Annotated in this window: 14 protein-coding genes; 6 read left to right on the forward strand and 8 right to left on the reverse strand. The window is 71.6% G+C overall.

The genetic code is table 11. The features are described 5' to 3' along the window. Nucleotides 1–11: 11 nt before the first annotated feature. From hemW to lepA, 3 genes are read right to left on the reverse strand one after another with little or no spacing between them, the layout of a single operon-like run. On the reverse strand, nucleotides 12–1229 hold the full coding sequence (hemW, locus tag QNO14_RS07170) for a radical SAM family heme chaperone HemW (RefSeq protein ID WP_257506149.1): 1218 nt from the start codon (nucleotides 1227–1229) through the stop codon (nucleotides 12–14). Then, nucleotides 1229–1879 carry a DUF1990 domain-containing protein gene (locus QNO14_RS07175; protein ID WP_257493452.1) on the reverse strand — a complete coding sequence of 217 codons (651 nt, stop codon included), beginning with the start codon at nucleotides 1877–1879 and terminating at the stop codon, nucleotides 1229–1231. The genes hemW and QNO14_RS07175 overlap by 1 nt, the downstream gene beginning before the upstream one ends. A gap of 42 nt (nucleotides 1880–1921) precedes the next feature. Continuing rightward, on the reverse strand, nucleotides 1922–3766 hold the full coding sequence (gene lepA, locus QNO14_RS07180) for a translation elongation factor 4 (RefSeq protein ID WP_257493451.1): 1845 nt from the start codon (nucleotides 3764–3766) through the stop codon (nucleotides 1922–1924). A gap of 225 nt (nucleotides 3767–3991) precedes the next feature. Here lepA and QNO14_RS07185 point away from each other — a divergent pair, with 225 nt between their 5' ends. The 3 genes from QNO14_RS07185 to rpsT all read left to right on the forward strand — a co-directional run bounded on the left by QNO14_RS07185 (nucleotide 3992) and on the right by rpsT (nucleotide 9906). Continuing rightward, nucleotides 3992–8722 (forward strand): ExeM/NucH family extracellular endonuclease, encoded by a 4731-nt coding sequence (locus tag QNO14_RS07185; RefSeq protein WP_257506150.1) that lies wholly within the window; start codon nucleotides 3992–3994, stop codon nucleotides 8720–8722. Nucleotides 8723–8785: 63 nt separating this feature from the next. Next, a complete protein-coding gene (locus tag QNO14_RS07190) occupies nucleotides 8786–9529 on the forward strand; it encodes an alpha/beta fold hydrolase (protein ID WP_257506157.1) in 744 nt (247 codons plus the stop codon). A 116-nt stretch (nucleotides 9530–9645) separates the two neighbouring features. Further along, on the forward strand, nucleotides 9646–9906 hold the full coding sequence (gene rpsT / locus QNO14_RS07195; RefSeq protein WP_257493423.1) for a 30S ribosomal protein S20: 261 nt from the start codon (nucleotides 9646–9648) through the stop codon (nucleotides 9904–9906). 482 nt (nucleotides 9907–10388) lie between these two features. Here the strand turns inward: rpsT and holA are convergent, their stop codons facing one another. The 3 genes from holA to QNO14_RS07210 are packed head-to-tail and all read right to left on the reverse strand — an operon-like array spanning nucleotide 10389 to nucleotide 14449. Beyond that, nucleotides 10389–11441 (reverse strand): DNA polymerase III subunit delta, encoded by a 1053-nt coding sequence (holA, locus tag QNO14_RS07200; protein WP_257506158.1) that lies wholly within the window; start codon nucleotides 11439–11441, stop codon nucleotides 10389–10391. Nucleotides 11442–11450: 9 nt separating this feature from the next. After that, nucleotides 11451–13832 carry a ComEC/Rec2 family competence protein gene (locus QNO14_RS07205; RefSeq protein ID WP_257506159.1) on the reverse strand — a complete coding sequence of 794 codons (2382 nt, stop codon included), beginning with the start codon at nucleotides 13830–13832 and terminating at the stop codon, nucleotides 11451–11453. Continuing rightward, on the reverse strand, nucleotides 13829–14449 hold the full coding sequence (locus QNO14_RS07210; protein ID WP_257506160.1) for a ComEA family DNA-binding protein: 621 nt from the start codon (nucleotides 14447–14449) through the stop codon (nucleotides 13829–13831). The genes QNO14_RS07205 and QNO14_RS07210 overlap by 4 nt, the downstream gene beginning before the upstream one ends. Nucleotides 14450–14645: 196 nt before the next feature. Here QNO14_RS07210 and QNO14_RS07215 point away from each other — a divergent pair, with 196 nt between their 5' ends. Continuing rightward, nucleotides 14646–15362, forward strand: a complete 717-nt coding sequence (locus QNO14_RS07215) for a gamma-glutamyl-gamma-aminobutyrate hydrolase family protein (protein WP_257493418.1) — start codon at nucleotides 14646–14648, stop codon at nucleotides 15360–15362. A 456-nt stretch (nucleotides 15363–15818) separates the two neighbouring features. Here QNO14_RS07215 and leuS read toward each other — a convergent pair whose 3' ends face one another. Both leuS and QNO14_RS07225 read right to left on the reverse strand, forming a co-directional pair. Continuing rightward, the gene (gene leuS / locus QNO14_RS07220; protein WP_257506161.1) at nucleotides 15819–18395 is read right to left on the reverse strand and encodes a leucine--tRNA ligase; all 2577 of its coding nucleotides are present in this window, start codon (nucleotides 18393–18395) and stop codon (nucleotides 15819–15821) included. Between the two features lie 67 nt (nucleotides 18396–18462). Further along, complete coding sequence (locus QNO14_RS07225; protein ID WP_257506162.1) at nucleotides 18463–19788, reverse strand: anthranilate synthase component I family protein; 1326 nt, start codon at nucleotides 19786–19788, stop codon at nucleotides 18463–18465. Nucleotides 19789–19830: 42 nt separating this feature from the next. Here QNO14_RS07225 and QNO14_RS07230 point away from each other — a divergent pair, with 42 nt between their 5' ends. Beyond that, a complete protein-coding gene (locus QNO14_RS07230) occupies nucleotides 19831–20514 on the forward strand; it encodes a DedA family protein (protein WP_257506163.1) in 684 nt (227 codons plus the stop codon). A 5-nt stretch (nucleotides 20515–20519) separates the two neighbouring features. Further along, the gene (locus QNO14_RS07235; protein ID WP_257506164.1) at nucleotides 20520–21569 is read left to right on the forward strand and encodes an App1 family protein phosphatidate phosphatase; all 1050 of its coding nucleotides are present in this window, start codon (nucleotides 20520–20522) and stop codon (nucleotides 21567–21569) included. Nucleotides 21570–21594 lie beyond the last annotated feature (25 nt).

Here is a 21594-nt window from a genome sequence, read left to right on the forward strand (position 1 = left end):
CGGAACCGGCGTCAGGCGGTGAGGGCGCGCACGACCGCGTCGGCGAGCAGGCGCCCGCGGCGGGTGAGCACGATGCGGCCGCGCAGGGCCGAGGCCCCGTCGATGAGGCCGTCGGCGATCAGTGCGGGCACCGCGTGGCGTCCGGCATCCGTCACCTCGGAGACGGCGAGGCCCTCGCGGATGCGCGAGCGCAGCAGCACGTCTTCGAGGTTGCGGGATGCCGCGTCGGGGCGCTCCCGGCCGGCCGCGGGAGATTCGCCGGCGGCCAGACGCTGCGCGTAGGCGGCGGGGTGCTTCACATTCCACCAGCGGAGCCCCGCGACGTGGCTGTGCGCGCCCGGGCCGTACCCCCACCAATCGGAGCCGCGCCAGTACGCGAGGTTGTGCCGGGAGCGGTGCGCTTCGCCGCGCGACCAGTTCGACACCTCGTACCAGTCGAAGCCTGCGTCGGCGAGCATCTCGTCGGCCAGCTCGTACATGTCGGCCTGCAGGTCGTCGTCGGGGGCGGGGACCTCGCCGCGGCGGATCTGGCGGTGCAGCTTCGTGCCCTCCTCGATGATGAGGGCGTACGCCGAGATGTGATCCGGCGCGAGCGCGACGGCGGTCTCGAGCGAGCGCTGCCAGTCGGCGAGGGTCTCCCCCGGGGCGCCGTAGATGAGGTCGACGCTCACGTCGAGGCCGGCGCCTCGGGCGGCAGCGACCGCGGTCGCGACGTTCTCGGGGTCGTGGGTGCGATCCAGAGCCGCCAGCACGCGCGGCACGGCGGACTGCATGCCGATCGAGAGCCGGGTGACGCCCGAGGCGGCGAGGTCGGCGGCGACGGTGTCGGTGACCGTGTCGGGGTTGGCCTCGACGGTGACCTCGGCGCCCGGCGCGATCCCGAAGCAGCTGCGCACTCCGGCCAGCATGCGGCCGAGGTCTCCTGCGGGGAGCAGGGTGGGCGTGCCGCCGCCGAAGAAGACGGTGCTCGCGGGCCGGAGGGCACCGGCATCCGCCAGCACCTCACGCGAGAGGGCGACCTCGCGCAGGAGCGTGTCGGCGTACTGGTCCTGGCGTGCGCCGCGGAGTTCCCCCGCGGTGTAGGTGTTGAAGTCGCAGTAACCGCACCGGACGCGACAGAACGGCACGTGCAGGTACACACCGAAGTCGGCGGCGGAGTCGACGGGGAGGTCCTGGGGCAGCGCTCCGTCTGCGGGCGCCGGGTCGCCGACGGGAAGGGTGGAGGGCATCAGGCGGATGTCGTGTACAGCGGCGAGATGGCTCGCAGGTAGCCGCGGAACAGTTCGCGGCGCCGACGTCGCACGAGCGGCGGCAGCAGGCGGTACAGCGGCGAGGTCGGCGCATCGAACGCGCGCACGGTGAACCACACCTCGTCGTTGTCGCGCCACTCGATCATGAAGGACTCCTCGCCGCTGACGACCGAGCCGCCCACGGTGCCGAGGGCGAAGCCGATGCGGCGGGCCTCCTCGACGCAGAAGATGACGCGCAGCTCCGCGTCCGCGCGGTGGCCCTTGACGCGGCCTCGCACGTGCACCGTGGTGCCGGCGCCGACGTACGGTGTGCCATCGGCGTCGTAACGCTGCTCCGCCTCGCGTCGGCTGGGGGCGATCGCGTTGCCCTCCGCGTCGAACGCGACACCGGAGTACGACGGTCCCGAAGCGGGGCGCACGTCTGCGAGCTCCAGCCCGGCCCCGCGCTGCGCGTTCCACGACAGCAGCGCCTCGCCGGCCGTGCGGAAGCGCTCCTCGCCGCTGCCGAGGCGCCACGCCTCCGCGGCGGGGATGCTGCGCTCCGGCGGGTACTGCAGCAGGTCGGACGCCTGCGTCGCCCCGACGGCGGCGTAGTCGACCGTCTCGTCCCTGAAGGTCCCGCGGCGCATGGAATCCAGCCTACTTCGTGAGGGTGCGTGAACGGTGGCCGACTACTTCTTGCCGTCGACGTCGCCGGACAGGGCGGCGATGAACGCCTCCTGCGGCACCTCGACCCGGCCGACCATCTTCATGCGCTTCTTGCCTTCCTTCTGCTTCTCCAGCAGCTTGCGCTTACGCGTGATGTCACCGCCGTAGCACTTGGCCAGCACGTCCTTGCGGATGGCGCGGATGTTCTCGCGCGCGATGATGCGTGCCCCGATGGCCGCCTGGATGGGCACTTCGAACTGCTGGCGCGGGATGAGCTTGCGCAGGCGCTCGGTCATCAGCGTCCCGTAGGCGTAGGCCTTCTCGCGATGGACGATGGAGCTGAAGGCATCCACCTTCTCGCCCTGCAGCAGGATGTCGACCTTGACGAGGTCGGCGGTCTGCGACCCGGCCGGCTCGTAATCCAGGCTCGCGTAGCCCTGCGTGCGGCTCTTGAGGTGGTCGAAGAAGTCGAAGACGATCTCGCCGAGCGGCATGTTGTAGCGCAGCTCGACGCGGTCCTCGCTGAGGTAGTCCATGCCGAGCAGGGTGCCCCGGCGGCCCTGGCACAGCTCCATCACCGTGCCCACGTAGTCCTTGGGAAGCAGGATGCCGACCTTGACCACGGGCTCGGAGACCTCGGCGACCCGCCCGTCCGGGTACTCGCTGGGGTTCGTGACCGTGATCGTCTCGCCGGTGTCGGTGTGCACCTCGTACGTCACCGACGGGGCCGTCGTGATGAGGTCCAGGCCGAACTCGCGCGACAGCCGCTCGGTGATGATCTCCAAATGCAGCAGGCCCAGGAAGCCACAGCGGAAGCCGAAGCCCAGCGCGACCGACGTCTCGGGCTCGTACTGAAGCGAGGCGTCGGAGAGCTTGAGCTTGTCGAGGGCCTCGCGCAGCTCCGCGTAGTCGCTGCCGTCGATCGGGTAGATGCCCGAGAAGACCATCGGCTTCGGGTCGGTGTAGCCGGGGAGCGCCTGGGTCGCGGGCTTGCGGTGGGTGGTGATCGTGTCGCCGACCTTCGATTGACGCACGTCCTTCACGCCGGTGATGAGGTATCCCACCTCGCCGACGCCGAGTCCCTTCGTGGGCATCGGCTCGGGATTGGACACCCCGATCTCCAGCAGCTCGTGCGTCGCCCGCGTCGACATCATCTGGATGCGCTCGCGCGGCTCCAGCTTGCCGTCGATCATGCGCACGTAGGTCACCACGCCGCGATAGGAGTCGTAGACCGAGTCGAAGATCATGGCGCGGGCCGGCGCATCGGCGTCGCCCTTCGGGGCGGGGATGTCGCGGACGATGCGGTCCAGGAGCTCTTCGACGCCCACCCCCGTCTTGCCGCTGACGCGCAGCACGTCCTCGGGGCTTCCGCCGATGAGGCCGGCGAGTTCGGCGGCGAACTTGTCGGGGTCGGCGGCGGGAAGGTCGATCTTGTTGAGCACCGGGATGATGTGCAGGTCGTTCTCGAGCGCGAGGTAGAGGTTCGCGAGGGTCTGCGCCTCGATGCCTTGCGCGGCATCCACGAGAAGGATCGCCCCTTCGCAGGCGGCGAGGGACCGGCTGACCTCGTACGTGAAGTCGACGTGGCCCGGGGTGTCGATCATGTTCAGCGCGAACGTGTCGCCACCAGCGGCCCACGGCATGCGCACGGCCTGCGACTTGATCGTGATGCCGCGCTCCCGCTCGATGTCCATGCGGTCGAGGTACTGGGCGCGCATGTCGCGATCGGAGACCACGCCGGTGATCTGCAGCATGCGGTCGGCCAGCGTGGACTTGCCGTGGTCGATGTGGGCGATGATGCAGAAGTTGCGGATCTGCGCGGGCGGCGTGGCAGCGGGCGCGAGCGGCGTGAGGGCACGGGGTGACATGTCGCGACGAGTCTACCGGGGCGGCGCTGGGATCGCGGGCTCGGCGGCGCATGCGTCGAAGCGCAGGATGCTAGGGGATGCGACGCGCGACACGCCAGCACCGGGTCGGTGAGAACAAGTTAACCGAACTGACATCCGTCAGACCCCTGAACTGAGCCGTCTGCTCAGTAGCGTGTCCGATGTCTGCGCGATTCCCCCAGCGCCCGACCATCACAGGAGACGATCGTGACGCAACGCCCCCTCCCCCTGCCCGCACGGCCCGCACGACGGCGTCCGTGGGCGATTCTCACGGTCGCGGCCACGGTCGCGGCCGGGGTGGCCCTCACTCCGGCCGCACATGCCGCCGTGAGCGCCGACGCGCCCGTCGTGATCGCGGAGGTGTACGGCGGCGGCGGCAACTCCGGCGGCGCGTACCAGCGCGACTTCATCGAGCTCGCCAACGTCTCGGATGCCGACGTGGACCTCTCCGCGTACAGCGTGCAGTATGCGTCGGCCACCGGGGGCAACTGGCAGGTCACGCCGCTCACGGGGCAGGTCGTGCCTGCGGGGGGCCGACTGCTGGTCGGGCAGGCCACCGGCGCCGACATCACCCAGCCGGGGTTCGAAGCCGACGTCGACGGCGCCATCGCCCTCAGCGGCAGCCAGGGCAAGGTGGCCCTCGTCTCCTCGCTCACCCCGCTGTCGGGCGCGACAGCCCTGGTGGACCTGCCCCAGGTGGTCGATTTCGTCGGATGGGGCGGCGCGACGCACTTCGCCGGCAGCGCCGCAGCCCCCGGCACCACCAACGCCCAGAGCGTGAGCCGCGACGACGCGGCCGCCAACACCGCCGACAACGCCGCGGACTTCTCCGTCGGCACGCCGACGCCGCAGGGCCTCGGCACCGGCGGCACCGGACCGGAGCCCGAGCCGGAGCCGGAGCCCACCGTCGTCGCGATCGCCGACATCCAGGGCGCGCAGGCGGAGTCGCCGCTGGTCGGCCGTACCGTGACGACGACGGGCGTCGTCACCGCGCACTACCCCACCGGCGGCTTCGCTGGCTACGTCATCCAGACCCCGGGCACCGGTGGTGCGCTGGACCCCGCCGCGCACGTGGCATCCGACGCCGTCTTCGTCCGCGCATCGGAGGCCGTGTCCGAGGTCGCCCTGGGCGACACCGTGCAGGTCACCGGCGTCGTCGGCGAGTACCAGGGCCTCACCCAGCTGACAGTGTCGACCGGCGGCGCCGCCGTGATCGAGCCGGCTGCCGCTCCCGTCCCGGCCACCGTGGGCTGGCCCGCCGACGACGCGCAGCGCGAGGCGCTCGAGTCGATGCTGGTCGCCCCGCAAGGCCCATTCACGGTGACCAACACCTACTCGACCAACCAGTACGGCGAGGTCGGGCTCGCCGCGGGCGACACCCCGCTGCGCCAGCCGACCGACGTCGCCCGCCCCGGCAGTGCCGAGGCCGCCGCCGTCGCCGCGGACAACGCCGCGCGCGCCGTGACGCTCGACGACGGCACGAGCGTCAACTTCCAGAGCGCCGCCAACAGCGCGCTGACCCCCGCGTACGTGTCGCTTGCGGAGCCCATCGTCGTCGGGGGCGCGGTGGCGTTCGCCGAGCCGGTCATCGTCGATTACCGCAACGGTGCCTGGAAGCTGAACCCGACCGCACCGCTGACCGGCGACGGCTCCGGCGTCGACGGGGTGTCCTTCACGAGCCCTCGCACCGCCGCGCCCGACGAGGTAGGTGGCGACCTGTCGATCGCCTCGTTCAACGTGCTGAACTACTTCACGACCGTCGGCACCGACAGCGCCTCGTGCGTCGCCTACACCGACCGCTTCGGCGACGGCGTGACCGTGCGCGAGGGCTGCGACCAGCGTGGGGCGTGGGACGCCGAGGACCTGCAGCGTCAGCAGGACAAGATCGTCGCGGCGATCGAGCAGCTGGATGCCGACGTCGTGGGGCTCATGGAGATCGAGAACTCCGCCGCCCTCGGCGAAGAGGCCGACGAGGCCACCGCGACGCTCGTCGACGCGCTCAACGCCGCGTCGGAGCAGGAGAAGTGGGCGTACGTCGCCTCGTCCGACGATCTGCCCGATCTGTCGCAGCAGGACGTCATCACCAACGCGATCATCTACCAGCCGGCGGCCGTCTCGCCCGTCGGGGCCGCGATGGCGCTGGGCGACCAGAGCGGCCCGGACCAGGCCTTCGGCAACGCCCGCGAGCCGATCGCGCAGGTGTTCGAGCCCACCGACGGCGGCGAGCCGTTCCTGTTCGTCGTGAACCACTTCAAGTCGAAGGGCTCCCCCGGTCCATGGCCGGGCGACGCCGACACCGGCGACGGCCAGGGCGCGGCGAACGAGTCGCGGGTGCGCCAGGCCACGGCGCTGCGGGACTGGGTCGCCGACGTGCAGGGCGAGGCCGACGTCGACGCGGTGGCGCTGGTGGGCGACTTCAACTCCTACGGCCAGGAGGACCCGCTGCAGGTGCTGTACGAGGCCGGCTTCACCGGCGCGGAGGCCGCGTTCAACGTGACCACGCGGTCCTACAGCTTCTCGGGCCTGTCGGGGTCGCTCGACCACGTGCTGCTCAACGAGGCGGCCCTGGGTCGCGCGACCGGAGCGGACATCTGGAACATCAACTCCGGCGAGGCGCTCGCGCTGGAGTACAGCCGGTTCCGCTCGCACGGCACCGAGTTCTACGCACCGGACGTCTACCGCTCGAGCGACCACGACCCCATCAAGGTCGGCCTCACCGCGGATGCCGCCCCCGTGTCGCTGACGCTGCTCGGCATCAACGACTTCCACGGCCGCATCGACGCCAATACCGTGAAGTTCGCCGGCACGATCGAGCAGCTGCGTGAGAGCGCGGCCGGCGACGTGCTGTTCCTCTCCGCGGGCGACAACATCGGCGCCTCGCTGTTCGCGTCGTCCGTCGCGCAGGATCAGCCGACCATCGACGTGCTGAACGCGCTCGGCCTGGCATCCAGCGCCGTCGGCAACCACGAGTTCGACCGTGGGTGGGAGGACCTGTCGGGCCGGGTGACCGACGCGTTCGACGCACCGCAGCTGGGCGCGAACGTGTACCTCGCCGGCACCGAGACCCCCGCGCTGCCGGAGTACTCGCTGCACGAGGTCGAGGGCCTCACCGTCGGCGTCATCGGCGCCGTGACAGAGGAGACCGCGACGCTGGTCTCCCCCGCGGGCATCACGGCACTCGAGTTCGGCGATCCCGTCGAGGCCGTCAACCGCGTCGCCGGCGAGCTGTCTGACGGCGACGCCGCCAACGGCGAGGCCGACGTGCTCGTGGCGCTCTATCACGAGGGGGCCGGTGCCGGCACTCCCGACGGGGCGACCCTCGAAGAGGAACTCGCCGCCGGCGGCGCCTTCGCCGCACTGGTGAACGACACGGCCGCAGAGGTCGACGCGATCTTCACCGGACACACCCACAAGGAGTACGCGTGGTCGGCCGCCATCCCCGGCACCGACCGCACGCGCCCCGTCGTCCAGACCGGCTCCTACGGCGCCCGCGTCGGCGAGATCACCCTCACCCTGGACGCCGACTCCGGTGAGGTCACCGCGCACACCGAGCGCAACGTCGAGCGCACCACGACCGACGATGCCGCCCTCATCGCGCAGTACCCCCGGGTGGCCGAGGTGTCGCAGATCGCTCAGGCGGCGCTGGCTGCGGCCGCCGAGGTCGGCAACACATCGGTCGGAGAGGTGGCGGCCGACATCACCACCGCTCACGCCGGCGGTTCCTTCGTCGACGGCGTCTGGACCGGCGGCGACCGCGACGACCGCACGTCGGAATCGACCCTCGGCAACACCGTCGCGAACATGCTGCGGGACTCGCTCGCCGACCTGCCGGACGGCGCCGTCATCGGCGTCACCAACCCCGGCGGGCTGCGGGCGGACCTGTGGGACACGCAGGCGGAGTTCGGCGCGACCGCCGTGCCGGGACTGCCCGACGGCACGGTGTCGTTCTCGCAGGCCAACGCGGTGCTGCCGTTCAACAACACGCTGGGCCTCGTGACGCTGACCGGCGAGCAGTTCACGACCATGCTCGAGCAGCAGTGGCAGCGCGACGCCGACGGCAACGTGCCGCAGCGGCAGTACCTGCAGCTCGGTCTGTCGGACAACGTCGCCTACACCTTCGACCCCGCCCTCCCCGAGGGCGAGCGCATCACGTCCGTGACGGTCGACGGCCAGCCGATCGATCCCGCGGCGGAGTACCGCATCGGCACGTTCTCGTTCCTGGCCAGCGGCGGTGACAACTTCCGGGTCTTCACCGAGGGCACCGGATACGTCGACACCGGCCTGCTCGACTACGAGGCGTGGGTCGACTACATCGCCGACAACTCGCCTCTTGCCCCGTCGTACGCGGAGCGCGCCGTGCAGGTCAGCGGGGTGCCCGAGACGGTCGAGGCCGGCGCCGAGGTGCAGTTCTCGGTGGCGGGGCTGAACCTCACCAGCCGCGGTGCCCCCGAGAACACCACGCTGTCGGTTGCGCTCGGCGACACGGTGCTGGGCGAGGTGCCGGTCACGGCGACGGTGTCGGTCACGCTGCCCGCCGGGGTCGCGGCGGGTGCCGCGGCGCTCACGCTGACCGCGCAGCCCTCGGGCACGGTCGTCACGGTGCCGATCGAGGTGGCGGCGACCGCCGTCGAGAAGGCGCAGACCACGACCCGGATGGTGCCGCTGCTGCCGGTGCACATCAACCGGCTGCTCCCCACGACGCTCGTCGCCTACGTGCAGCAGAGTGGGGCGCGCCCCGACGGGACGGTCGAGTTCCGCGAGGGCGGGGCCGATGGCGCCCTCATCGGCACGGCACCCGTCCGCAGCGGACTGGCGTCGCTGCGGCTGGGCACGCTGACCCGCGGCATCCACTCGTACACGGCCGTCTTCGTCCCCCGGGATGCCGAGACGGTGGCGGGGTCGCAGAGTACGCCGGTGAAGGTGCGCGTCATCGGCTGACGAGGTGCCGGGCGCCCGGCGGGAGCGACGCTCCCCCGGGCGCCCGGCTCGTAGGCTGAACTCATGACGGTGCAGGTGGTGCTGGTCCACGGGATCCGCACGTCGGCGACGATGTGGCGAGCCCAGGTGGAGCACCTGAGTGCCCGTGGCATCCCCGCCCGTGCTCTGGATCTGCCCGGGCACGGCACGCGCATGGCCGAGACGTTCACGCTCGACGGCGCGTTCGCCACGATCGATGAGGCGGTGCGGGATGCCGCAACCCGCGGTCCCGTGCTGCTGGTGGGCCACTCGATGGGCGGGCTGATCTGCACCGAGTACGTCGGGCGCGACGATCGGCCGCCCGTGGCCGGGTTCATCGGTGCCTCGTGCACGTCGGTGCCGCGCGGGGTGGGCCTGGCCGCGTACCGGCTGATCGCGCGCGGGTTCGACGCGCTGCCGAGCCACGGCATCTGGTTCACAAAGCGGATGCTCGCCCGCACCCTCCCGCCCGAGACGCGGGACGATTTCGGCGCCGGCGGTTACGCGTTCACCGCCCAGGACGTCGCACTGCGCAGCCTCTCGGTGCTCGACCTGCTGGAAGCGCTGGGGCGCATCGACGTGCCCACGTGGTTCGTCAATGGCCAGTACGACCAGCTGCGGGTCAACGAACGTCTGTTCTGCCGGCTCGTGCCCCAGGCGGAGCTCATCGTCGTGCCGCGCACCACCCACCTGGTCACTGCCATGCGTCCTGCGGTTTTCAACGCGGTACTCGATCTCGCCGTCGCGACGCTCGGGCATGAGGCGGCGCCGTCGGGTCGAGTCGTCTGAGCCTGCTAGACTCTGTAGTCGGCTTGCGTGTGGGTTTCCTCCTCACACGACCGCCGGGGGCACCCCTCTACTGCCGCTCGGCATTTCCTATCACTCCGAACGAAAGATACGTCGACGTGGCGAACATCAAGTCGCAGATCAAGCGCAACAAGACCAACGAGAAGGCCCGCGAGCGCAACAAGGCCGTGAAGAGCGAGCTTCGCACCGAGGTGCGTCGCACCCGCGAGGCCATCGCCGCCGGCGACAAGGCCGCGGCCGAGAAGGCTCTCATCAAGGCGGCCAAGAAGCTCGACAAGGCCGTCAGCAAGGGCGTCATCCACGAGAACCAGGCAGCGAACCGCAAGTCGGCCATCGCCAAGAAGGTTGCCGCGCTCTGACACGCAGCTGAACGTCAAGGCCCGTCCCCTCGTGGGGCGGGCCTTCGTCGTTGGTCGCAACTCCTCGAGACCGCGCGGGGCCTGAGGCGATCGGGTCGTTTCGGGCCTGTCCGTGCCCGTTTTTGCGGAGTAACCGCGCGACCGCGAGGTGCGGTGAGGTGTGGCGGCCGCGCCGGGTCGCGGTCGCGTAAGCGCGACGCTCCGGTGGCAGATGTTGCGGCATCCATTGCCCGTCACCGACCATAACTGCCACACGAAACGGCGCCGGCCGGGAGCAGCGCGAGCTGCCATTTGAACGGGCCGGGTGCCGTGGGTACGGCGGGAGCGCTCGCTTCGGGTGGCTGTTGTTGCGGCTGAGGGCGCGCGCGAGCGGGATCAACTGCCACCTGAGCGACGCGCGCCGGCTGGGAGCCGCAAGAGCTGCCACATCAACGGCCGGATGCCACGTGGGCCCCGGAACCGCCACACGACGGTTCCGCCGATCAGCCGCCGAACGGCTGCCGGGTGGCGATGACGGTGACCAGGCGCTCCAGCGCGAACACGGGGTCGCGGGATCCGCCCTTGACCTCGGCATCCGCGCGCGCGGCGGCCTGGATCGCCATGCCGAGCGACGACTCGTTCCAGCCCATCAGGTCGCGACGGGCTCGATCGACCTGCCAGTCCTTCAATCCCAGTCGTCCCGCGAGAGCACCGGAGGGCTCGCGGTGTCCGGCGACCTTCGCCATCGTGCGCAGCTTCATCGCAATGGCGGCGACCATCGGCACCGGGTCCGAGCCGGATGCCAGTGCCTGGCGCAGCGCCAGCAGCGCCTCGCCGTAACGGCCGGCGATGGCGGTGTCGGCGACGGTGAAGGCGGACGTCTCGACGCGGCCGCCGTAGTAGCGGGTGACGATCGCCTCGGTGACGTCGTCGGGCACATCGACGATGAGCTGCTGGCAGGCTGCCGCGAGCTCTGTCAGGTCGTCCGCGAACGCCGAGACCAGGGCGCGCAGGGCGGCCGGGGCGATGCGCTTTCCGGCGGCGGAGAACTCCCCCGCCGCGAAGTCGTACCGGTCGCTGTCGCGCTTGACAGCGGGGCAGGCGATCTCGACGCCCCCTCCCGTGCCGGCCCGGATCGCGTCGAGCAGCTTCTTGCCGCGCACACTCGACGACGTGTGCCGCAGCACCACCGTGGCGCCGTCCTGCGGGTGGTCGAGGTACGCGATCGCCTCGGCGAGGAACGTGTCGGTGCACTTCTCCACGCCCGTCACGCGCACGAGCCGCGGCTCACCGAAGAGCGACGGCGATGTGACGGCCAGCAGCGTGCCGGCGGCGTAGTCATCGGCACGGATGTCGGTGACCTCGAGGCTGGGATCCTCGGCGCGCAGGTAGTCGCGCACGCCCGCGATGGCACGCTCGGCGCACACTTCTTCGGGCCCGGAGACGAGCACGATGGGAGCAGGCTGCGGCTTGCGCCACGACAGCTGCGGGATCTTGCTCGCTGCGGCCTTGCCTGCGGGCTTGCGCGCAGCGGGTCTGCGCGCGGGAGGTGCCATGCCTCCAGCCTATCCCGGGGTGCCGACGTCGACGCCCGGCGGAGCCCGCTCGCGCCAGACGGCGACCCCGTCGACCCCGTCGACCCCGTCGTCGTCCATGACAGAGAGCGCGACGGTGCCGTCCTGATCGGTTCGGGCGACGGCAGCACCGAGAGCGTGGAGCAGATCCAGGATCTGCGCCCGCGGATGGCCGTAGTCGTTGTCGGCGCCGACGGTGATGAGCGCGATCGCGGGCCGGACAAGCCGGTAGAGGTGCGCGGACTGGTCGGCGCTGCCGTGATGGGCCACCTTGACCACGGCATATGCGGCGCGCAGCGCCCCCGAGGCGGCGAGAGCCTGTTGGGGCTCGGCAGACAGGTCGCCCAGCAGCAGCGTCGGCGGCACGCCGCCCCCGGCGACGTCGAGGACCACCGATGCGTCGTTGCCGGCAGGGATGCCCGCCCCGGACCTCGGCCACAGCACGCGCCACCGTGCGTCGCCCAGGGACCCGCCGATCCCCGTCACGCCCTCGATCAGCTGGGCACCGCCATCGTGAAGACGCGCCAGCACCGCGTCGGCGCCGGGAGCGGCAGCCGGCCCATGGACGACCAACCCCACACGCCCGAGGACCGCTGCCGCACCGTCCACGTGATCGGCGTCGAAGTGGGTCAGCACCAGCAGATCGATACGCGCGATGCCGAATCTTCCCAGGCACGACGCGAGGGCCTCCGGGTCAGGGCCGGTGTCGATGAGCGCGACCGCACCCGCGGAGCGCACGAGCACAGCATCGCCCTGGCCGACGTCGCACGCGGCGATCGACCAGTCCGGCGGCACGGTCGCGGGGGCGAGCACCGTAGAGAGCGCGCCGGCGCCGGCGCCGACCCCGACGGCTCCCGCGAGCAGTAGCGCAGCGAGGGCACGCGCCGGTCGCATGAGGCGGCCCGATCCGGGCGGCACGCACACGACCGCGATCGCCGTTCCGACCGCAACGAGAGCCGCGACGCCCCACCCGCCCTCCGGCCACGGCACGGTGGCGCCGGGCAGGGTCGCCATCGCCTGGGCTGTGCCCGCGATCCAGGCCGCCGGCAGCCATGCGATCGCCGACAGACCCGCCTGCAGGATCGGCAGCGGGGCTGCAAGGCACGCGGCCAGGCCCACGACGGTCGCCACCGGCGCCGCGGGTGCCGCCAGCAGGTTGGCCGCCACGCCGTAGAGCGGCAGGGAGGGCTCCACGATGATCAGCAGTGGGCCGCATGCTAGCTGTGCCGCGAGCGGCACCGACAGGGCGAGGGCCAGCGGTCGCGGCATCCAGCGCGCGATGCCGTCGCTCAGCGGGCCCGACAGCATCAGCAGGGAGGCCGTCGCGGCGACCGACAGGGCGAAGCCGATTTCGCCGGCGATCCACGGGTCCGCGACGAGGAGCACGATGACCGCCAGGCACAGCACCGACAGGCCGGCGCCCACGCGCCCCAGCAGCACGCCGAGCATCGCGATCGCCGCCATCATCCCCGCACGTACGACACTGGGCTCGGGGGTGACCAGCACGACGAAGCCGGCGAGAGCGCCGAGCCCGCAGCCCACGCGTACGGCGCGCCGGGCACCGCAGACGGCTGCGGCGGCGAACGCGATGCCGACGACGAGCGCGCAGTTCGCCCCCGACACCGCGGTGAGGTGTGAAAGGGAGGACGCCTTCATGGCGGCATCCAGGTCCTCGGAGACCGCGGACGTGTCGCCGACGGCGAGCCCCGGGACGAGGCCCGCTCCCGGCGGAGGCAGGCCGAACGTCGAGGCGGCGAGCCGCTCGCGCAGGTGCGCCGTCGCGGCGAGGACACCCGCCGGCGGGGCCAGCACGGTGAGCCCGGCGGTGGCGCGCACCACGAGCACCGACCGCTCCCCCGCATCGGCGCGGAACGCGGTGCCGACCGCCTCCACGCGCGCCCCCGGGGCGAGATCGGGCAGTTCCGCCACGGCATCCGCCGAGACCTGCACCGTCACGGGCAGCGAGAGCGCATGCGTGTCGACGCCGATCATCACGCGATCGGCGACGGCATCGAAGCGCAGCGCGGTCGCCGAGGGCTCGACCTTGCCTGTCACGGTCGCCACCACCCGCAGTGCCCTGCCGCCGTCGACATTCAGGTGCGCCACCGCTCGCCCCGGTTGCGCGAGGGCGAGATGGGAGAGCGCCGCCGCTGCTCCGACGCAGGCGATCACGATGACTGCGGCGGCGGTGCGCAGTGAGGAGCGCCGCGACAGCCACGCCAGAGCAAGGCTGCCGAGGGCGAGCATCCAGGCGCCGACGGCCAGACCGACGAGGGAATCGGCGTGTGCTGCGCCCCACAGCGCCGCCGCCCAGGCGCCGACCACGGCGGGAACGAGGCGGACGTCACGCCGCCGGGCGCGCCGCAGGCTCACACCGTCACCAGGTCGCGCAGCGCAGCCAGCATCTTCTCTCCGATGCCGGGCACGGCCAGCAGGTCCTCCACGCTCGTGAAGCGCCCGTTCTCCTCCCGCCAGTCGAGGATCCGCTGCGCCAGGGCCGGCCCGATGCGCGGGAGGGTGTCGAGGGCGGCGAGGTCGGCGCTGTTGAGGTTCACCTTGCCGTCGCCCGGGGCGGGTGGGCCCCCTCCGCCGCCGCCGGCGGCACCGGATGCCGGCGCCTCGCCGATGAGGGGGACGTGCACCTGCTCGCCATCGCTGACGACGCGGGCGAGGTTGATCGCGCCCTGATCCGCCTCCGTCAGCAGCCCGCCGGCTGCGGCGATCACGTCGACCACACGCGCACCGTCACCGAGGCGGTAGAGGCCGGGGTGTGCGACGGCGCCCAAGACGTGCACGTACACCTCGGATGCCGCCGGGGTCGCGTCGACCGCGGCATCCGTCTCGGTGACCGTCACCGACTGCACCGGTGCGGCGCTCGAGCGCAAGATGCCCACCGCGACGGTGACGGCCAGCGCCAGGATGACCACCACGGTGACCGCGCCGACGCCGAGACGTCGACGGGCGCGCGGTGCAGGGTGGTCGCCAGTCACCCCGTCACGCTAGGCGTGGACGCACCGGCCGGCGGGGGCGGCAGGCGGCTTCGGTGGACCGTGGGCGTCGATCGCCTGCGGTGGAGAGGGCGCTGGCGGGTGGCAGCGGGCTTGGACATACTTCTGAAACACGGTCGACACGCCCGCGCCGCGCCGATCTGCGAGGGTGGCCGCACACCCGCCTCCGGAGAAACCGATGACGCCATCCCCCACCGCGCTGCTCGTCCATGTGCGCGACAGCAGGCCCCACGCCCCCGCGTTCCAGCGCCAGCTGGACACCCTGACCGAAGCGACCGTGCAGGCGGTCGACGCTCTGGGGTGGCGCCACGAGATCGTCGCCGCAGCGGACGTCGGAAGCGACGAGCTGCGCCAGCGTGCGCGCTCGGCCGATGCCGTCGTGGTGCTCGGCGGCGAGGACGTCGACCCGGTCCTCTACGGCGGATCGCGGGACTATCCCGGTGCGGGGACGCACGAGCCGGCGGCCGACCGGGCCACGATGGAAGTCATCCGCGACGCGGTGCGGCGCGGTTCACCGCTGCTGGCGATCTGCCGAGGGCATCAGCTGCTCAACGTCGCGCTGGGCGGCACGCTCGTGCAGCACCTGGATGGTCACCACTCCGCCGTCGGCGACCCGTTCGTCCAGACGCAGGTGCGTGCCTTCGGCAACAGCGCCGTAGGCGCCGTGGCGCTGGCGGGCCCGGTGCTGTGCACGCACCACCAGGCGATCCGCGACCTCGCTCCCGGCCTCGAGGTGCTGGTGCGCGCCGCCGACGGCGTGATCGAGGCCGTGGCGCACGAGGCGGCGCCGGTCGTGGGGGTGCAGTGGCATCCGGAGCACCCCCGCACGGCCGTGGAACAGGTTGGCGCTCTCCTGCAGCACCTCGCCGTGCTCGCGGACGCGCCCGTCGACTGACCGGTCTGCCGTCGTACCGGGCCACAATTTCGGAGAACGCCGCTTTCTCGGATGCCATTCGGCTCGCGGGTCCGAAGATCTGGCTTTCTCCGAGGAAACGGCGCGCGGGTATCCCGTTCGGACGCCCCGAGGCCGGCGTCGCGGTCACGCGGCCAGCCGCCCGGCACCGCGATCCCGCGCCGCACCGCAATTTCGGAGGACGCCGCTTTCTCGGATGCCATTCGGCTCGCGGGTCCGAAGATGTGGCGTTCTCCGAGGAAACGGCGTGCGCGGGCCGTTCGCGCCGGATCGCGCCCCACCGCAGTTTCGGAGAACGCCGCTTTCTCGGATGCCGTTCGGCTCGCGGGTCCGAAGATGTGGCTTTCTCCGAGGAAGCGGCGCGCGCGGCGGACCGCGGGCGCCGCGGGATCACGCGCTTCGGGGGTGGGACGCACGCCGCGCCCCCACCCGGCGACCTCAGCGGGTGCTGAAGCTGACCACCTTCGGCGCCCGAACCACGGCGCGCGTGATCTCCCGGCCGGCGAGAGAGCGCACGACGCGCTCGTCGGCGCGCGCCATCGCCTCGAGCTCGGCGGCGTCGATGCGGGCCGGCACCTCGAGCGTCGCGCGCACCTTGCCGTCGATCTGAACGGCCACCTTGACGGTGTCCTCGACGAGAAGGGTCGGGTCGGCCTGCCGCCACGGTGCGAGTCCGATCGACGGCTGGTAGCCGAGGATCTCCCACATCTCCTCCGCGGTGTGCGGGGCGAACAAGTCGAGCACCAGCGCAGTGACCTCGGCCGCCTCGCGCACGGCGGGGTCCGCCGCGCCCGCTCCGCTGTCGATGACCTTGCGGGTGGCGTTGACGAGCTCCATGAGTCGAGCGACGACGACGTTGAACTTCGTCTGCTCGACCAGCCCCGGCGCATCGGCCAGCAGTCGGTGCGTGATGCGGCGCAGCGCGGTATCGCCATCGGCCCACTTCACGTCGGGACGGCTGGTGACGTCGCCCGCGACGCGCAGCGCGCGCGCCAGGAACTTCGCCGCGCCGACGGTCGACACGTCGGCCCAGTCCTTGTCGTCCTCAACGGGGCCGGCGAAGGCGAGACCGACGCGGAGGGCATCGGCGCCGTGCGCCTCGAGTTCCTCCTGGAAGAGCACCAGGTTGCCCTTGCTCTTGGACATCTTCGCGCCGTCGAGGATCACCATGCCCTGGTTGATCAGGCTCGAGAACGGCTCGGTGAACTCGACGTGACCCATGTCGTACAGCGCCTTGGTGATGAAGCGCGCGTACAGCAGGTGCAGGATGGCGTGCTCGACGCCGCCGATGTAGAAGTCGACGGGGCCCCAGCGGTCCGCCTCGCGCTGCGAGAACGCCTGCGTGCTGTCGCCGGGCGAGAGGAAGCGCAGGAAGTACCACGAGCTGTCCACGAAGGTGTCCATCGTGTCGGCGTCGCGCCGGGCGGGCTCGCCCGTCTCGGGGTCGACGGTGGTCACCCAGTCGGTCGCCGCACCCAGCGGCGAGGTGCCCTTGGGCGTGAGGTCCAGACCCTCGCGCGACGGCAGCTCGACGGGCAGCTGGTCGTCGGGAACCGGCACGATGCGACCGTCCGCGGTGTGGATCATCGGGATCGGCGTGCCCCAGAACCGCTGGCGCGAGATCAGCCAATCGCGCAGGCGATACGTCTTCGATGCGCGGCCGGTGCCGGATGCCTCGAGCAGCTCGATCGCGCGCGTGATCGCGTTGCGCTTGCTCAGACCGTCGAGCGGCCCGGAGTTGATCATGCGCCCCTCGCCGGTGAGCGCGACGCCGGTCTTGGCGGGGTCGGTGTCGTCGGCATCCGTGCCCGGATCGATCGGCACACCCTCATCGTCCAGCTCGATCACCGGAATCGCGCCGGTGACCGGTGCGCTGGTGTCGACGACCACCCGCACGGGCAGGTCGAACGCGCGGGCGAAGTCCAGGTCGCGCTGGTCGTGCGCCGGCACCGCCATGACGGCGCCGTGGCCGTAGTCGGCCAGCACGTAGTCGGCGGCCCAGATGGGCAGCCGCTCGCCGTTGATCGGGTTGATCGCGTAGCGGTCGAGGAAGACGCCGGTCTTCGGGCGGTCGGTGGCCTGCCGATCGATGTCGGTCGCCTTCTGCACGCGCTCGAGGTAGTCCTGGAATCGCATGCGCACCTCGGCCGACGCGCCGGCCGCAAGCTCGGCGGCGAGGTCGGAGTCGGGCGCCACGACGAAGAAGGTCGCGCCGTGCAGCGTGTCGGGTCGGGTGGAGAAGACGGTGACCTTCTCGGCGCGGCCTTCGATCTCGAAGTCGATGTCGGCGCCGACGGAGCGACCGATCCAGTTGCGCTGCATCTGCAGCACCTTGTGCGGCCAGAACCCTTCCAGCTGGTTCAGGTCGTCGAGCAGCCGGTCGGCGTAGTCGGTGATGCGGAAGTACCACTGGGTGAGCTTCTTCTTGACGACCTCGGTGCCGCAGCGTTCGCACCGGCCGTCGACGACCTGCTCGTTGGCCAGCACCGTCTGGTCCTTCGGGCACCAGTTGACGGGGCTGTCCTTGCGGTAAGCCAGGCCCCGCTCGTACAGCTGCTGGAAGAGCCACTGGTTCCAGCGGTAGTACTCCGGGTCGCTGGTGTGCAGCACCCGGCTCCAGTCGAACGAGACGCCGTAGCGCTTGAGGCTCTCGCGCTGCTGGGCGATGTTCGCGTAGGTCCACTCGCGCGGGTCGGCACCGCGCTGGATGGCGGCGTTCTCGGCGGGCAGGCCGAACGAGTCCCACCCGATGGGGTTGAGCACGTTGTACCCGCGGTGACGCCAGAAGCGCGCGACGATGTCGGAGTAGAGGTAGTTCTCGGCGTGCCCCATGTGCAGGTCGCCTGAGGGGTACGGGAACATCGCCAGCACGTACTTGCGGGGGCGGGTGTCGTCGTCGCCGCCGGCGCGGAAGGGGTCGTCCTGCTCCCAGCGGCGCTGCCACTTCTCCTGGATGGCGTGCACGTCGAACGCGCCGGCGTCGCCGGCGGTGTCGGGAGGAAGGGTCTGAGACACGAGGAAAGAGCCAATCGTGGGGGTCGGGTCGGCGCGGTGCGCGTCTATCCAGATTACCGGACCGCGCTCATCCCCATCCGGTCGGCAGCCGGGCGCCCAGAGCGGCAAGCGGCGCCGAGGCCTTCAGTGCCACTTCCGCCACCTCGGCGGCGGCATCCGAGCCCCACGTGATGCCCCCTCCGGCCCCCACGTACGCGCCGCCCGGGTGCACGACGATCGAGCGGATCACCATGGCGAGATCCAGCGCGCCGTCCGCGCCGACCCATCCGAAGCAGCCGGCGAAGACGCCCCGCGGGGCGGCCTCCAGCCCGTGCAGGATCGACATCGCCGACAGCTTCGGGGCCCCCGTCATGCTGCCGGCGGGAAAGGCGGCATCGAGCAGATCGCCCACCGTCGCCTCGTGCCGAAGCCGCCCGCGCACGGCGCTCACCAGCTGATGCACGGCGGGGTACGACTCCACCTCGAGCAGGGCGTCGACGACCACCGAGCCCGGCACGCACACCCGCGACAGGTCGTTGCGCATGAGGTCCACGATCATGACGTTCTCGGCGCGTTCCTTGGGGCTCGCCCGCAGCTCCGCGGCGAGGCGGGCGTCGTCGTCGGCATCGTGCCCACGCGGGCGGGTGCCCTTGATGGGGCGCGTGCGCACGACCCCATCTGCGGCATCGAGGAAGCGCTCGGGACTCGCGGAGATCAGCGCGACGTCGTCGCTGCGGATGAGCCCGCCGTGATGCGCCGGCGACGACGCGCGCAGACGCCGATGCACGTCGACCGGGTCGATGCACCCCGGCGCCGCGACGTCGAACCGTGTCGTCAGGCAGAGCTGATAGGCGTCTCCCTCACGGATGGCGTCGCGGCAGCGCTCGATCTGACCCGCGTATGCCCGCGCACTGACACGCGCCCGCACCGCACGTCCTGCGACCCCGGGGACGGAGGCGGGAGGAAAGGATGCCGCAGCCCACCCGGCTGCCTGCGCGGTGAAGGCATCCAGCTCCTCCGCCGGCGCGACGGCCCAAAGTCGACGTCGGCCGTGGTCCACGGCGACGAAGCGAGACACCCGCAGCCAGAGCCGGTCGGGCGCGACGTCGTCGACAAGGTGCGGCGCGCCCGCGCGGCCTGCGGCGCCGTCGTAGCCGAGCCAGCCCACCCAGCCGCCGTGGAACGGTCCCCACGGCACGGGCTCGGGGCCGCCCTGGCGGGTAGAACCGAGGCGGACGTCGGCGACGGCACCAGGATCCTCCTCGGCCTCCCCCGTTCCCAGCCAGCTCCATCCTGCGGCGGCGCCGGGACCGGCATCCAGCCAGAAGGCGTGACGCGCCCGTGCCGGGCCGGCCGCGAACAGCGCGGCCGGGTCTGCCCATGCGAGAGGACGGGCAGCGAGGGTACCGGGCATTTTTCCAGGCTAGGGGTCGGGTGATCGCTCTAGGCTCTGAGCGTGAACGAGTTCCTCACCTGGCTGCTCGACGCGGTCCAGAGTGTCGACCCCGTACTGCGCACAGTGCTGGCCGGCGTGGCGATCATGCTCGAGACGAGCGTGCTGGTCGGTCTCGTGGTTCCCGGTGACACCGTCGTCATCGTCGCGGGAACCGCCGTGGCCTCCCCGATCGAGGCGGTCGTGCTGGCGGTCGTGGTGATCCTCGGCGCGCTGGTCGGTGAGAGCATCGGGTTCTGGCTCGGTCGTGTGCTCGGGCCCCGCATCCGCTACTCGAAGCTCGGCGCCAAGCTCGGCGAGAAGAACTGGCAGCGAGCCGAGACCTACCTGCGTCGCCGTGGCGGTCCCGCCATCTTCCTTTCGCGGTTTCTGCCGGTCTTCCATTCCCTCGTGCCGTTGACGGTCGGTATGAGCGGCTTCTCCTACCGCCGTTTCCTGGCCTGGACCCTCCCGGCATGCGTGCTGTGGTCGGCGATGTACGTCGGTGTGGCGGTCGCGGCGGCGGGGACCTACCGCGAGCTGTCCGACACCATCCACTTCGCCGGCTACATCTTCGTCGGCATCATCCTGGCCTTCCTGCTGCTGGCCTACCTGGCCAAGCGGCTCATCGCGCGCCGCGAGAGGCGTCATCTGGAAGCCGATGACAGCACGGTGGCTCCGAGTGCCGCGGAGGGCATGGGAGACTGAGGGCGATGCCCGGCACCGACCCCGCACCCCCACATCCCAAGATCCTCTGGATCGCCCGCCTGGAGTACCGTTTCCACTCCTGGCGAGAACGCCGCGCGCGCCGACGTGGGCAGCTGCCGACCGTGGCGGCGTTCCCCGGATACGGCGGACCGGACTGGGTGCGCGTGCTGGGCCGCGTGCTGATGGTGCCGTCGGTGCCCGCAGACTCCCGTGGCGAGTATGCGAGCGTGCGCGGGTGGCGCAGCTTCGCCTCGGTGCCCGTCGGCTTCGCGCAGGTGACGGTCGAGATCGACGGCGTGCGGCATGAGGTCGTCGCCGACCGAGGCGGGGTCATCGACGCCACGCTGCCGGGCACGCTGCCGGCGGGGTGGCAGCCGATCACGATGTCGGTCGAAGGCGGCAAGCCGGTTGAGACCCGCGTGTTCATCGTCGGGCCGGACGTCCGATTCGGCATCGTCTCCGACGTCGACGACACCGTCATGGTCACCGCGCTCCCCCGCCCCCTGGTGGCGGCCTGGAACTCATTCGTCCTCGACGAGCACGCGCGACAGCCCGTTCCCGGCATGGCCGTGCTTCTCGAGCGCATCGCGCGCGAGAACCCGGGAGCGCCGGTCGTCTACCTGTCGACGGGCGCCTGGAACGTCGCGCCTACGCTGATGCGCTTCTTCCGGCGTCATGTCTTTCCTCCCGGGGCCATGCTGCTCACCGACTGGGGGCCGACGCACGACCGCTGGTTCCGCAGTGGCCAGCAGCACAAAGCGGGCAACCTCAGGCGGCTCGCGAAGGAGTTCCCGCACATCAAGTGGCTGCTCATCGGCGATGACGGCCAGCACGACGATCCCATCTACACCGCCTTCGCAGTGGAACACCCCGACCACGTGAGCGCAGTGGCGATCCGGCGCCTGTCGGCGGCCGAGGCGGTTCTCGCCGGTGGTCGCACCGTCGTCGATGACCACTCGGCGTCGACCGTGCCGTTCGTGACGGATTCCGACGGCGCAGGCCTGCTGGACAGGCTCGCCGACATCGGGGTCGTGAAGCCGGACCCGCCTGCCTGAGGCGGTTCCGGGGCCGGTCCGGGCC

The organism is Microbacterium sp. zg-Y625 (assembly GCF_030246925.1).
Lineage (GTDB): Bacteria > Actinomycetota > Actinomycetes > Actinomycetales > Microbacteriaceae > Microbacterium > Microbacterium jiangjiandongii.